This is a genomic window from Chthonobacter albigriseus, assembly GCF_013839445.1.
Taxonomy (GTDB): Bacteria; Pseudomonadota; Alphaproteobacteria; order Rhizobiales; family Pleomorphomonadaceae; genus Chthonobacter; species Chthonobacter albigriseus.
Map to the genome: position 1 here is coordinate 36,190 of NZ_JACDIT010000011.1, position 11,826 is coordinate 48,015.

Annotated in this window: 15 protein-coding genes; 13 read left to right on the forward strand and 2 right to left on the reverse strand. The window is 65.4% G+C overall.

Features of this window, described 5'->3' with window-relative positions; all coding sequences use genetic code 11:
- Positions 1-44: 44 nt before the first annotated feature.
- The 9 genes from HZ321_RS19995 to HZ321_RS20035 all read left to right on the forward strand — a co-directional run bounded on the left by HZ321_RS19995 (position 45) and on the right by HZ321_RS20035 (position 8,034).
- Positions 45-317 carry a type II toxin-antitoxin system prevent-host-death family antitoxin gene (locus tag HZ321_RS19995; protein ID WP_181704174.1) on the forward strand — a complete coding sequence of 91 codons (273 nt, stop codon included), beginning with the start codon at positions 45-47 and terminating at the stop codon, positions 315-317.
- Positions 310-771: a PIN domain-containing protein gene (locus HZ321_RS20000; protein ID WP_181704175.1), complete on the forward strand. Its 462-nt coding sequence runs from the start codon at positions 310-312 to the stop codon at positions 769-771. Before HZ321_RS19995 ends, HZ321_RS20000 begins: the two co-directional genes overlap by 8 nt.
- A gap of 19 nt (positions 772-790) precedes the next feature.
- Positions 791-2,041 carry a Zn-dependent hydrolase gene (locus HZ321_RS20005; protein WP_181704176.1) on the forward strand — a complete coding sequence of 417 codons (1,251 nt, stop codon included), beginning with the start codon at positions 791-793 and terminating at the stop codon, positions 2,039-2,041.
- 106 nt (positions 2,042-2,147) lie between these two features.
- Complete coding sequence (gene hydA, locus HZ321_RS20010) at positions 2,148-3,605, forward strand: dihydropyrimidinase (protein WP_181704177.1); 1,458 nt, start codon at positions 2,148-2,150, stop codon at positions 3,603-3,605.
- 190 nt (positions 3,606-3,795) lie between these two features.
- Positions 3,796-4,602 (forward strand): ABC transporter ATP-binding protein, encoded by an 807-nt coding sequence (locus HZ321_RS20015; protein WP_206682813.1) that lies wholly within the window; start codon positions 3,796-3,798, stop codon positions 4,600-4,602.
- Complete coding sequence (locus HZ321_RS20020) at positions 4,592-5,521, forward strand: ABC transporter permease (RefSeq protein ID WP_181704179.1); 930 nt, start codon at positions 4,592-4,594, stop codon at positions 5,519-5,521. The genes HZ321_RS20015 and HZ321_RS20020 overlap by 11 nt, the downstream gene beginning before the upstream one ends.
- Positions 5,518-6,645 (forward strand): ABC transporter permease, encoded by a 1,128-nt coding sequence (locus tag HZ321_RS20025; protein ID WP_181704180.1) that lies wholly within the window; start codon positions 5,518-5,520, stop codon positions 6,643-6,645. The genes HZ321_RS20020 and HZ321_RS20025 overlap by 4 nt, the downstream gene beginning before the upstream one ends.
- A 104-nt stretch (positions 6,646-6,749) precedes the next feature.
- A complete protein-coding gene (locus tag HZ321_RS20030) occupies positions 6,750-7,745 on the forward strand; it encodes an ABC transporter substrate-binding protein (protein ID WP_181704181.1) in 996 nt (331 codons plus the stop codon).
- Between the two features lie 151 nt (positions 7,746-7,896).
- Positions 7,897-8,034 (forward strand): entericidin A/B family lipoprotein, encoded by a 138-nt coding sequence (locus HZ321_RS20035; protein WP_181704182.1) that lies wholly within the window; start codon positions 7,897-7,899, stop codon positions 8,032-8,034.
- Positions 8,035-8,121: 87 nt separating this feature from the next.
- Here the strand turns inward: HZ321_RS20035 and HZ321_RS20040 are convergent, their stop codons facing one another.
- A complete protein-coding gene (locus tag HZ321_RS20040) occupies positions 8,122-8,529 on the reverse strand; it encodes an ArsR/SmtB family transcription factor (RefSeq protein WP_181704183.1) in 408 nt (135 codons plus the stop codon).
- 254 nt (positions 8,530-8,783) lie between these two features.
- Between HZ321_RS20040 and HZ321_RS20045 the strand changes: the two genes are divergently transcribed.
- The 4 genes from HZ321_RS20045 to HZ321_RS20060 all read left to right on the forward strand — a co-directional run bounded on the left by HZ321_RS20045 (position 8,784) and on the right by HZ321_RS20060 (position 11,228).
- Positions 8,784-9,233 (forward strand): thiosulfate oxidation carrier protein SoxY, encoded by a 450-nt coding sequence (locus HZ321_RS20045; RefSeq protein ID WP_244636070.1) that lies wholly within the window; start codon positions 8,784-8,786, stop codon positions 9,231-9,233.
- Positions 9,230-9,556, forward strand: coding sequence for a thiosulfate oxidation carrier complex protein SoxZ (gene soxZ, locus HZ321_RS20050; RefSeq protein ID WP_181704185.1), 327 nt, complete (start codon positions 9,230-9,232; stop codon positions 9,554-9,556). The genes HZ321_RS20045 and soxZ overlap by 4 nt, the downstream gene beginning before the upstream one ends.
- A 98-nt stretch (positions 9,557-9,654) precedes the next feature.
- A complete protein-coding gene (locus tag HZ321_RS20055) occupies positions 9,655-9,960 on the forward strand; it encodes a c-type cytochrome (RefSeq protein WP_181704186.1) in 306 nt (101 codons plus the stop codon).
- 8 nt (positions 9,961-9,968) lie between these two features.
- Positions 9,969-11,228 carry an NAD(P)/FAD-dependent oxidoreductase gene (locus HZ321_RS20060; RefSeq protein WP_181704187.1) on the forward strand — a complete coding sequence of 420 codons (1,260 nt, stop codon included), beginning with the start codon at positions 9,969-9,971 and terminating at the stop codon, positions 11,226-11,228.
- Positions 11,229-11,287: 59 nt separating this feature from the next.
- On the opposite strand, the gene HZ321_RS20065 is transcribed toward HZ321_RS20060, so the two are convergent.
- Positions 11,288-11,671 (reverse strand): c-type cytochrome, encoded by a 384-nt coding sequence (locus HZ321_RS20065; protein WP_181704188.1) that lies wholly within the window; start codon positions 11,669-11,671, stop codon positions 11,288-11,290.
- Positions 11,672-11,826: the final 155 nt, after the last annotated feature.

Consider the following 11,826-nt stretch of genomic DNA (forward strand, 5'->3'; position numbering starts at 1 on the left):
CTTGACGTACTGTGACTACATGTAGTCACAATGTGGAGGGGCTCGTGAAGACCGTTCAACTGCGGGATGCGAAAGCGACGCTCTCCAAGCTCGTCGACGAAGCCGCAGACGGGGAACCGACGATCATCACCCGTCACGGCCGCCCCGATGCCGTCCTGGTGCCGTTCTCGAAGGCCGCAGAGTTGTATCCCGAGCTCGAGAAACAGCAGGCGTCCCACGATGCCGGAAACTTCGGAGCTCTGCTCCTCTCCTTCCCCGGCGGGGTCGAGTTCGAGCGCGACGAGGCGTCCGCCCTCCGCGAGGTCGATCTTGGCTGAGTTTCTCGTCGACACGTCTGTGTTGTCGGCACTCGCTCCCGGCAGAATGGGCGTACCCGAGGGACTCGCCCAATGGATACTGCGCGAGGAGGCTCGCCTGTTTCTGCCGGCGATCGTCTTGGCAGAAATAGAACAGGGCATTTCCCAGTTGAGGCGGGTCGGGAGTCTGGCGAAAGCCGCTCTCCTGACGGATTGGCAGGCGAATGTGACCTCCCGGTTCGCGGCACGTATCCTGCCATTGGATGCCGAAGTGGCAATTGAACTAGGCCGTATGTCGGACCGTCTGAAGGCGGACGGAAGGCATCCCGGTCTCGCAGATACGGTGATCGCCGCCACGGCGCGCGTTCGCCACAAGGTGGTGCTCACACGCAACCTCCGGCACTTTATTCCGACGGGTGTTGGCGTCGCCGATCCCTTCGAGACCACCTTCTGGTCGCCTCCACAATTAGACTGACCTTTCCAGGAGCCCACCCATGCCTCTTCCGACCGACAACCTCCGCATCAATGGCCAGCGCCTCTGGGACTCGCTCCAGGAGATGGCGGAGATCGGTCCTGGCGTGCGCGGCGGCAACAACCGGCAGACGCTCACCGACAGCGACCGCGAAGGCCGCCTTCTCTTCCAGCGCTGGTGCGAGGCGGCTGGAATGACGGTGGCGGTGGACAGCATGGGCAACATGTTCGCCCGCCGGGAGGGAACCGATTCCACGCTCGAGCCGGTGATGATGGGCTCGCATCTTGACACGCAGCCGACAGGCGGCCGTTATGACGGCGTGCTCGGTGTGCTCGGCGCCCTCGAGGTGGTGCGCTCGCTCAACGATCTCGGCATCAAGACACGCCGCCCGATCGAGGTGGTGAACTGGACCAACGAGGAGGGGACCCGCTTCGCTCCCGCCATGCTCGCCTCCGGCGTCTTCGCCGGCATCCATTCGGAAGAATGGGCCAAGGCGCGCACCGACAAGGACGGAAAGTCGGTTGGCGAGGAGTTGAAGCGGATCGGCTTCGAAGGCGACGAACCGGTGGGCCGGCGCAAGCTGCATGCTCTCCTGGAACTGCACATCGAGCAGGGCCCTATCCTGGAGCAGGAGGGCAAGGACATCGGCGTCGTCACCCATGGCCAGGGCCTTAAGTGGCTGCAGGTGACCCTGACGGGCCGGGAGGCCCACACCGGTTCCACGCCGATGCCGATGCGCGTCAACGCCGGCCTCGGCGCCGCCCGCATCGTCCAACTCGTCGACGAGATCGCCTGGAGCCACGCCCCGCTGGCGGTCGGCGCGGTCGGCCACATGGAATGCTACCCCAACAGCCGCAACATCATCCAGGGCAAGGTCGTCTTTACGGTCGACTTCCGTCACCCGGACAAGGCCGTGATCGCCGACATGGCCGCCCGCCTGGAGGCCGGTGCCCGGAAGATCGCTGACGATATCGGGCTCGGCCTGGAGATCCAGGAGGTCGGCGCCTTCGACCCCGTCGCCTTCGACACCACGCTGCTCTCGCGCATCCGCGACGCCGCCGATCGTCTGGGATACTCCCACCGCGACATCATCTCCGGCGCCGGCCATGACGCCTGCTGGATCAACCGCATCGCCCCCACCGCCATGATCTTCTGCCCCTGCGTCGACGGGCTCAGCCACAATGAGGATGAGAAGATCTACCCCGAGTGGGCCACTGCCGGTGCTGACGTGCTGCTCCATGCGGCATTGGAGACCGCGGAAGTGGTGGAGTGACCAAATCAGAGGCACGGTCACCGATTGACCGCGCCGCTGAAAAATTCGATCATCTGGTCAAATAAAGCCGACGCATGATCGGCAGCCAACAGAGGGTGTCAGGGACATGTCCACCGTGATCAAGGGCGGCACGGTCGTTGCCGCCGACCGGTCCTATGAGGCCGACGTCCTGGTCGAGGGCGAGAAGATCGTCGCCATCGGCGAGAACCTGTCGGGCGAGACGGTCCTCGATGCCGAGGGCGCGTTCATCATGCCGGGCGGCATCGATCCGCATACGCATCTGGAGATGCCCTTCATGGGCACCACGGCGGCCGAGACCTGGGAGAGCGGCACCTACGCCGCATTGTCGGGCGGCACCACGATGGTGGTCGACTTCGTGATCCCCTCCGGCAAGGGCCTCGTCGCTGCCATCGAGGAGTGGGAGGGCAGGGCCACCCGGCAGGCCTGCGCCGACTACTCCTACCACATGTGCATCACCGGCTGGTCGAAGGAGATCTTCGACGAGATGGCGACCGTGGTGGAGCGCGGCATCAACTCGTTCAAGCACTTCATGGCCTACAAGGGCGCCCTGATGGTGAACGACGACGAGATGTTCGCCTCGTTCCAGCGCTGCGCCTCCCTTGGAGCCTTGCCGTTGGTCCACGCCGAGAACGGCGACATCGTCGCCGCGTTGCAGAAGAAGTACATGGACGAAGGCGTCACCGGCCCCGAGGGCCACGCCTATTCGCGCCCGCCCGAGGTCGAGGGCGAAGCCACCAACCGCGCCATTATGATCGCCGACGCTGCCGGCGTACCGGTCTACATCGTGCACACCTCCTGTGAGCAGGCGCACGAGGCGATCCGCCGGGCCCGCCAGAAGGGCATGCGGGTCTACGGCGAGCCGCTGATCCAGCACCTGACGCTCGACGAGACCGAGTACTTCAACCAGGACTGGGACTATGCGGCCCGCCGCGTCATGTCCCCGCCGTTCCGCAACAAGGCCCACCAGGACAGCCTCTGGGCGGGTCTCGCCGCCGGTTCTCTGCAGGTCGTGGCGACCGACCACTGCGCCTTCACGACCGAGCAGAAGCGCATGGGCGTCAAGGGCTTTCCGGGCATTCCCAACGGCACCGGCGGGCTCGAGGACCGGATGCCGATGCTGTGGACCAAGGGCGTCAAGACCGGTCGCCTGACCCCGAACGAGTTCGTCGCCGTCACATCCACCAACATCGCCCAGATCCTCAACCTCTACCCGCGCAAGGGCGCGATCCTCCCCGGATCCGACGCCGACCTCGTGGTCTGGGATCCCAACAAGTCGAAGACCATCTCCGCCAAGGCGCAGCGCTCGATCATCGACTACAATGTGTTCGAAGGTTTCGAGGTCACCGGCCTGCCGCGCTACACGCTGTCGCGTGGCGAGGTGGTCTTCGCCGACGGAAAGAACGACAGCCCCCGTCCGGGCCGCGGCAAGTTCATCGCCCGCAAGCCCTTCGCGGCGCCCAACAAGGCGCTGTCGGTCTGGAAGGAGATCACGGCGCCCCGCATGATCGAGCGCAAGCCCGAGCACATGCCCATCGGCGTCTGAGGCATTCGCACCGGTCCCCGCCGCCGAGCCGTCAGGCAAAAATGAAGGCGACGCGGGCCGGCGGATTCCTTTCCCGACCGGGAGCGGGAGCATCGGTCCGCACCCGGTGCACCATGGCATCAAGACGGCTGAACAGGCGCAACGATCCGAGCGACATATGGCCAAAGTCATCCCCCTGGAAACACGATCCATGACCGAGGCGCGTCCCACGTCCCGAACGTCCGTCATCGACATCTCCAAACTGTCCCTCACCTTCGAGACCACCGACGGCCCGGTGCATGCGCTGAAGGACATCGATCTGGCGATCGGCAAGGGCGACTTCGTGTCCTTCATCGGGCCGTCCGGCTGCGGCAAGACCACGTTGCTGCGCGTCATCGCCGACCTGGAGCGACAGACCGCCGGGTCCATCACCGTCAACGGCACGACCCCGGAGATGGCCCGGCTGAACCGCGCCTACGGCTACGTCTTCCAGGCCCCCGCGCTTTATCCCTGGCGCACGATCGCCCGTAACGTGGCGCTGCCACTGGAGATCATGGGGCTGCCCAAGTCCGAGCAGGACACCCGCGTCCGCCGCAACATGGAACTGGTCAACCTGCAGGGCTTCGAGAAGAAGTTCCCGTGGCAGCTCTCCGGCGGCATGCAACAGCGCGCCTCGATCGCCCGCGCCCTTGCGGTCGAGCCGGATCTCCTTCTCATGGACGAGCCCTTCGGCGCACTCGACGAGATCGTCCGCGACCACCTGAACGAACAGCTGCTGAAGCTGTGGGCGAAGACCGAGAAGACGGTCGTCTTCGTCACCCACTCGATTCCGGAGGCGGTCTACCTTTCCACCAAGATCGTCGTCATGAGCCCGCGGCCGGGCCGCATCCACGACATCGTGGAAAGCAACCTGCCGCGCGGACCCCGTCCGCTCGACATCCGCGAGACGCCGGAGTTCCTGAAGATCGCGCACCGTGTTCGCGAGGGCTTGAGGGCAGGGCACAGCTATGACGACTGAGGCCGTCGCCGCTCCCGCCAAGATCCTTCCCGACAGCGGCTTCTCGGCCTGGCTGCGGCTCCGGTTCCTGCCGGTCGCGGTGATCGTCCTGGCCATCATCGTGTTCTGGTACGTGATGGTGGCCGTTCTTAACGCGCCGTTCCAGCGCCAGCTCTTCGCCACCGCCGGCCAGGACTACGGCACGACGGACCTGATCGTCGCCACCATGGACCAGGAACGCCCGGTCCTGCCGTCCCCTCACCAGGTCGTGGCCGAGATCTGGAAGACCACCGTCGAAACGCCGGTCACCTCCAAGCGAAGCCTCGTCTACCACGGCTGGGTGACGCTCTCCTCCACGCTGGTCGGTTTCGTCCTCGGCACGCTGCTCGGCGTCGGTCTCGCGGTGCTCATCGTCCACAGCCGCACGCTGGACAAGAGCCTGATGCCTTGGGTGATCTCCTCGCAGACGATCCCGATCCTCGCCATCGCGCCGATGATCATCGTGGTGCTGAACGCGGTCGGCATTACCGGCCTGCTGCCCAAGGCCTTCATCTCCACCTATCTCTCCTTCTTCCCGGTCACGGTCGGCGTGGTGACGGGCCTCCGCTCGCCGGAGATCATCCACCTCGACCTCATGCGGACCTACTCGGCCACGCCTTCGCAGGTTTTCTGGAAGCTGCGCCTGCCGGCCGCGATCCCCTTCCTGTTCACCTCCATGAAGGTGGCGATCGCCGCGTCGCTCGTCGGTGCGATCGTCGGAGAACTGCCGACCGGCGCCGTCGCCGGCCTCGGCGCGCGCCTCCTCGCCGGCTCCTACTACGGCCAGACCGTGCAGATCTGGTCGGCGCTGGTTGCCGCAGCCCTGATGGCGGCCGTGCTGATCATGATCGTCGAGGCGGCCGATCGGCGGGTCCGTGCGCGGATGGGGGTGCGGGCATGACCGGCCAACTGCTCCGCGGCGGCACTCCGCCCTTGCCGGTCATCGCCTTCCTGTGCGCCTTTATCGCGCTCTTCCGCCCGCTCGGCGCAAACATCGCCTACGGCGCAGCCGAGCCGCTGTTCGCGCTCGCCATGGTGGGGCTGGCCTTCGGCGCCTACGCCATGATGCGCTTCGGCGACCGGGCCGCGATCGTGGCCGGTCTGGTCGCCTCCCATTTCGCCGGGGCGGTCGTCATCGCCGAACTGCCGGAGGTCGGCTCGCACCCGTTCGGCGCCTTCTGGAGCGGTCTTGTCGCCGCGTGGCTCCTGGCCTGGGCGACGGTCGGCCGCATCGCCGCGGTCCGCACCAGGAACCCTACGTGGTCGCGCATCATCGGCATCGCCATTCCCGCCCTGTTCGGTATCTGGATCCTGATCCTCTGGGAGGCGCTGGTCCGCGGGCTCGGCGTACCCTCTGTCCTGCTGCCGGCTCCTTCCGCAATCGGTGCCAAGCTGGTCTCGGAGGTCCCGACCCTCGCCGCAGACTTCCGCCAGACCTTCCTGAAGGCGGTCCTGATTGGCTGGGTCCTCGGCTGCGGCTCCGGATTCCTGGTCGCACTCCTGGTCGACCGCGTGCCGTTCCTGCGCCGTGGCCTGCTTCCGATCGGCAACTTCGTCTCGGCCCTGCCGATCGTCGGCGTGGCGCCCATCATGGTGATGTGGTTTGGTTTCGACTGGCCCTCCAAGGCGGCCGTCGTTGTGATCATGACTTTCTTTCCGATGCTCGTGAACACGGTGGCCGGGCTGGAAGCCGCAGGTCGCATGGAGCGCGATCTGATGCGCACCTATGCTGCCGACCATCGCCAGGAGCTCCTCAAGCTCCGGCTCCCGGCCGCCATGCCCTTCATTTTCAATGCGCTGAAGATCAACTCCACTCTTGCGTTGATCGGCGCCATCGTGGCCGAGTTCTTCGGCACGCCCATCGTCGGCATGGGCTTCCGGATCTCCACCGAAGTCGGTCGCATGGCGATCGACATGGTCTGGGCGGAGATCGCGGTGGCCGCACTCGCCGGGTCGCTCTTCTACGGCGCCGTCGCCTTTGTCGAACGCGTCGTCACATTCTGGCATCCGTCCGTCCGGCGTTGAGCCGCGGGGACGTCGTGGATCGGCCCGGCATGACCGGGACCGCACAAACCGAACCGCCGCGGGGCGACCTGGCGCCGGCAACGGTTACAAGAAGGGGAACGAACATGAAGAAGACGATTATCGCCGCACTTGGCCTGTTGACGGCGCTCGGGTCTTCCCAGGCCCTTGCCGCCGATCCGGTCACCATCCAGTTGAAGTGGGTCACCCAGGCGCAGTTCGCCGGCTACTATGTCGCCAAGGCCAAGGGCTTCTACGACGAAGCCGGTCTCGACGTCACCATCAAGGCAGGCGGCCCGGATATCGCACCGCCGCAGGTCATCGCCGGCGGCGGCGCCGACGTGATTGTCGACTGGATGCCCTCCGCTCTCGCCTCGCGCGAGAAGGGCGTGCCGCTGGTCAACATCGCCCAGCCCTTCAAGCGCTCGGGCATGATGCTGACCTGCCTGAAGGAGACCGGCATCACCAAGCCGGAGGACTTCAAGGGCAAGACTCTCGGCGTCTGGTTCTTCGGCAACGAGTATCCCTTCATGTCCTGGATGGCGACGCTCGGCATCAAGACCGACGGTAGCCCGGATGGCGTCACCGTCCTGAAGCAGGGCTTCAACGTGGACCCGCTGATCCAGAAGCAGGCCGCCTGCATCTCCACCATGACCTACAACGAGTACTGGCAGGTCATCGACGCCGGCATCCCGGCCGACCAACTCGTCGTCTTCAAGTACGAGGACCAGGGCGTCGCCACGCTCGAGGACGGCCTCTACGTCCTGGAGGACAACCTCAAGGACCCGGCCTTCGTGGAGAAGATGGCCAAGTTCGTGAAGGCCTCGATGAAGGGCTGGGACTACGCCCGCGCCAACACCGAGGAAGCCGCCAAGATCGTCCTCGACAACGACGAGACCGGCGCGCAGACCGAGAAGCACCAGGTCCGCATGATGGGTGAGATCAACAAGCTCACCGAAGGCTCTGACGGCACCCTGGATCCCGCCGACTACGAGCGCACCGTGAAGACCCTGCTCGCCGCCGGCGGAGAGGCTCCGGTCATCACCAAGGCGCCGGAAGGTGCATGGTCTCACGCCGTCACCGACAAGGCGAAGGCGATGTAACCGTAGGAAATCCTGATATTTGAACGAAAGGCGGGAACAATGGTCCCGCCTTTCGACGTTTGACGGGTGCGCTCACGCTGAAGCGTGAGAAGCCGGATCAATGCGGACCGCATGTCCGAACCGAAACGCCCGTTTCAAAGGATCTTTGCCGATGCCCAAGACCTTCGCAGCCGTAGCCGTCGTTCTCGTGGCTGCATTCACGCTCGCTGCCTGTGACAACACCGTTCGCGGCGTCGGTCGCGACATGCGCGAGACCGGCGATGCCGTCCAGGACACCGCCAACCAGTAAATCTGGGAAAAATAGAGCAGGGCGCTCGGCGCCTTGCTCCTCTCGGGCGACCGAAGCGTTTCGGTTGCGGTCAATCGATTGGGCGCCTCAGCTGACGGCGGCGAACCTCTTGATCGCGTGAGCGGCTTCACCGACGGCCTCCACCCCTGCGGCAGGAGCATTCTCCGCGGCGATCGTGAGCAACTCGGTCATTGCTGCGCAGATGGTGGCGATTCGCTCGGTGGCCAGGCTGTAGTAGATCGTCCGCCCGTCGCGGCGGCAGTTCACCAGGTTGTCCAGTCTCAGCCGAGCAAGCTGCTGCGACACCGCAGGCTGGGGAAGATGCAGCAGCGTCTCCAACTCTCCCACCGAACGCTCGCCGCGGGCAAGAATCCCGAGGATCATGAGCCGATGCTCATGCGACAGCGCCCGCAGGGCGGAACTGGTCCGCCGCGCCGTCTCCGCAAGGTCGGAAGGTATCATGGATGACTCGGAACCTGCTGTCTGCTCGATCATCACGCTCGTCCCATGGTGTAAATGCTGACAATTCAATTCATTTATCGACCATCATAATGTCACTATAGACAATGTGTACATAGGCGTTTTATCGCTTATGTAGCGCCCTGTGCATTTGGAGCCTTTACAAGTCTCGCTTGCCCGGGAAAATGAAATCGGACGCTCGCGAGTAGGGGCCGGACCGAATTGCCCGTCCGATCTCGCCAGCATTCCAGGGGGAGCGTGGTGAGTTGCCCGAAAACGTAATTAAATCAATGATTTGTACGCGAAGATTGTTTCTCGCCGCAGCAACCTGCAACGTTATCGTGACGCCTTTGGCAGCGTGGGCCTCTTCAGGCCGCTTTGACGCCGAACGCGAGCTCTTCACGGGTGGAACCCCTGAGATTTCAGGGGGGATAAGTCTGACCATCCCACCTGTTGCCGAGAGCGGTTACACGGTTCCCGTGCGGGTCCTGGCGCTGGAATCGGATACGGTCATTCGCCAAATGCGGGTGTTTGCTCCGGCGAATCCTCTCGTCCGAGTCGCGACATTCGAGCTCGGCCCCATGGCCCAACCCCTCGACCTCGCCTTCCGGATCAGGCTCGCCCGGTCGCAGACCGTCACCGTCCTCGCCCGGACGCAGGACGGTCGTGTTCTCCGCGCCGACGCGCCTGTCGATGTGGTCACCGGCGGCTGCGGTTTCGATCTCCAGGTTCAGCCATGACAGTCCAACCCCGGATCAAGGTCCCCGAAAGAGCGCGAGCGGGCGAGCGGATCACCATCCGCACCCTGGTTTCCCATCCCATGGAATCCGGTCTGCGCGCCGATCAATCCGGCGGGCGGATCGCGCGGCGGATCCTCAACCGCTTCGTGTGCAGCTTCGAGGGCGAAGTGGTGTTGTCCTGCGAGCTGGAGCCGGCCATGGCGGCCAACCCCTATTTCGAGTTCACCGTCACCGTCACCCGCAGCGGCTCGTTCCGCTTCGAATGGCACGAGGACGGCGGAGCGGTGATCGAGGCCGAAGCGCACATCGAAGTCGACGATTGAGCTAAATGAAACTCGCCTCTGGCTGTCCACACGCGCTCGGGTATCATTCAGCTCGCCGCAGCGGATAACCAGCAGAAATGGCGGCAGGGGAGGGGCACTTGCATTCCACGCATCTCGTCCGGGCAGCGCTGCTGTCCGTCGCGATGGTCCAGACCGTTTCCGGCGCCGCGCGCGCCGACGGCATGCCAATCGCCTATCTCGCGGAAACCTGCCACGCCTGCCACGGCAAAGGCGCCGGCCAAGGCATTCCCGCACTGACCAGTCTCGCCGCCCCGCAGATTGCGGAAGCGGTGCGGGCCTACCGGGACGGAACCCGCAAGAACGCGGTCATGAACGCGGCCGCGTCCGGTCTGGACGACGGCACCATCCGCGAACTCGCGGCCTACTTGGCTTCCAATCGATGAGCGCGGCCATGACACTCACCCGCCGCGGCTTCCTCGCCGCCGCCACGGCCACGGCCGCCTCCCTCGCAGCGCCCGCCTTCGCGGCCGCGACGCCCCACGTGGTGATCGTCGGCGGTGGCGCCGGCGGCGCGACGGCCGCCGGGTTCATCCGCAGGCTGGCCGGCGACCGTGTCCGCGTCACGCTCGTCGAACCCTCGGCCACCTACATCACCTGCTTCTTCTCCAACTGGGTGATCGGCGGTCTTCGCACCATGGCGGACATCACCCACGATTATGCCCGCCTTCCGGCATCGGGCATCGCCGTGGTGCAGGCGCGCGCGTCCCGGATCGACCGCGATGCCCGGTCCGTGGTGCTGGATGACGGCACGGCGATCGCCTACGACCGGCTGATCCTCTCGCCGGGCATCGACCTGCGATACGATGCCTTGCCCGGCTATACCGAAGCGGCGTCCGAGATCATGCCCCATGCCTGGAAGGCCGGACCGCAGACCGAATTGCTGAAGCGCCGGCTCGACGCCGTGAAGGACGGCGGTTCGATCGTCATGCTGGCGCCGGCCAATCCCTATCGCTGTCCGCCCGGTCCCTACGAGCGCGTGTCGCTGATGGCCCACGTCCTGAAGTCCACCGGTCGCACCAAGGCCCGCATCACGGTCCTCGACGCCAAGGAGAAGTTCTCCAAGCAGGCGCTGTTCCAGGAAGCCTGGGAACAGCTCTATCCCGGCATGGTGGAGTGGCTGCCCCCGAGCGTCCACGGCGGCGTGGAGCGGGTGGACCCTGCGGGATCGTCGGTCGTTGCCGGCCTGGACACGTTCAAGGCCGACCTCGTCAACGTCATACCGCCGCAGCATGCCGGGGCCATCGCCCGCACGTCCGACCTGGCCAAGGATGGCTGGTGCCCGGTCGACGCCACCTCGATGCGGTCGGCGCTCGATGCCAACATCTTCGTCATCGGCGACGCCGCCTCGGCCGGAGAGATGCCCAAGTCGGCCTTTTCGGCGAACAGCCAGGCCAAGGTGGCGGGCGCCAACGTGCTCGCCGATCTCCTGGATTGGCCCCGACCCGATCCGCGCTTCTTCAACACCTGCTGGAGCCTGCTCGGCCCCGATGACGGCGTGAAGGTCGGCGCCCTCTATGCGCCCAAGGACGGCGCGATCGCCTCCGCCTCCGGCTTCCTCAGCGCCCCCGGCGAGACGGCGGAGGAGCATCGCCGATCGGCGGCCGAGGCCGAGGCCTGGTACGCCAGCATCACGGCTGAGATGTTCGGCTGAAACGACGAACGCCCGGCGGTACACCGCCGGGCGTTCGAAGATCCGCTGTTGCGGACGGATTACTTGAAGGTGGCGAGATAGGCGATCACGTCGGCCAGTTCGTCGTCCTTCTTGAGGCCGGCAAAGGCCATCTTCGTCCCGGGCGCGAAGGCCTTGGGGTTCTTCAGCCATTCGGTCAGGGTCGCTTCGTCCCAGACCTTGCCGGCGTCGCCCATTTCCTTCAGGACCTTGGAGAACTGGTAGTCTGCCGGATGGGCGCCGATCTTGCTGCCCACGACGCCGTTCAGCGCCGGACCGACCTTGTTCTTGGCGCCTTCGCCAACCGCATGGCAGGCCTGGCACTTCTTGAAGACCTTCTCTCCCTTGGCCGCATCGCCGGCGGCGTGGGCTGCGGTCGCAAAGCCGGCAATGAGCACAGCGGTGAGAACCAAGCTCTTCTTCATGCTAACCCTTCCTTTGTTCCTCCGGGCGTCCCGGATAGTGTGGCTTCTTGGCGTGGCAATCTATTGCACAAGCAAGATGAACGCGCGATGAGCAGAACTGTTCGACCTTCTCCTCGCGACAGTTCCATCCGAGCCTTCGTAGCGGGCCGCGGATG

Excerpts from the sequence above, each read along its gene's own strand:
- HZ321_RS20005 (WP_181704176.1), top strand. The coding sequence starts at position 791 with ATGCCTCTTCCGACCGACAACCTCCGCATCAATGGCCAGCGCCTCTGG.
- hydA (WP_181704177.1), top strand. The coding sequence starts at position 2,148 with ATGTCCACCGTGATCAAGGGCGGCACGGTCGTTGCCGCCGACCGGTCC.
- HZ321_RS20015 (WP_206682813.1), top strand. The coding sequence starts at position 3,796 with ATGACCGAGGCGCGTCCCACGTCCCGAACGTCCGTCATCGACATCTCC.
- HZ321_RS20020 (WP_181704179.1), top strand. The coding sequence starts at position 4,592 with ATGACGACTGAGGCCGTCGCCGCTCCCGCCAAGATCCTTCCCGACAGC.
- HZ321_RS20025 (WP_181704180.1), top strand. The coding sequence starts at position 5,518 with ATGACCGGCCAACTGCTCCGCGGCGGCACTCCGCCCTTGCCGGTCATC.
- HZ321_RS20030 (WP_181704181.1), top strand. The coding sequence starts at position 6,750 with ATGAAGAAGACGATTATCGCCGCACTTGGCCTGTTGACGGCGCTCGGG.
- HZ321_RS20035 (WP_181704182.1), top strand. The coding sequence starts at position 7,897 with ATGCCCAAGACCTTCGCAGCCGTAGCCGTCGTTCTCGTGGCTGCATTC.
- HZ321_RS20040 (WP_181704183.1), bottom strand. The coding sequence starts at position 8,529 with ATGATCGAGCAGACAGCAGGTTCCGAGTCATCCATGATACCTTCCGAC.
- HZ321_RS20045 (WP_244636070.1), top strand. The coding sequence starts at position 8,784 with ATGATTTGTACGCGAAGATTGTTTCTCGCCGCAGCAACCTGCAACGTT.
- soxZ (WP_181704185.1), top strand. The coding sequence starts at position 9,230 with ATGACAGTCCAACCCCGGATCAAGGTCCCCGAAAGAGCGCGAGCGGGC.
- HZ321_RS20060 (WP_181704187.1), top strand. The coding sequence starts at position 9,969 with ATGACACTCACCCGCCGCGGCTTCCTCGCCGCCGCCACGGCCACGGCC.
- HZ321_RS20065 (WP_181704188.1), bottom strand. The coding sequence starts at position 11,671 with ATGAAGAAGAGCTTGGTTCTCACCGCTGTGCTCATTGCCGGCTTTGCG.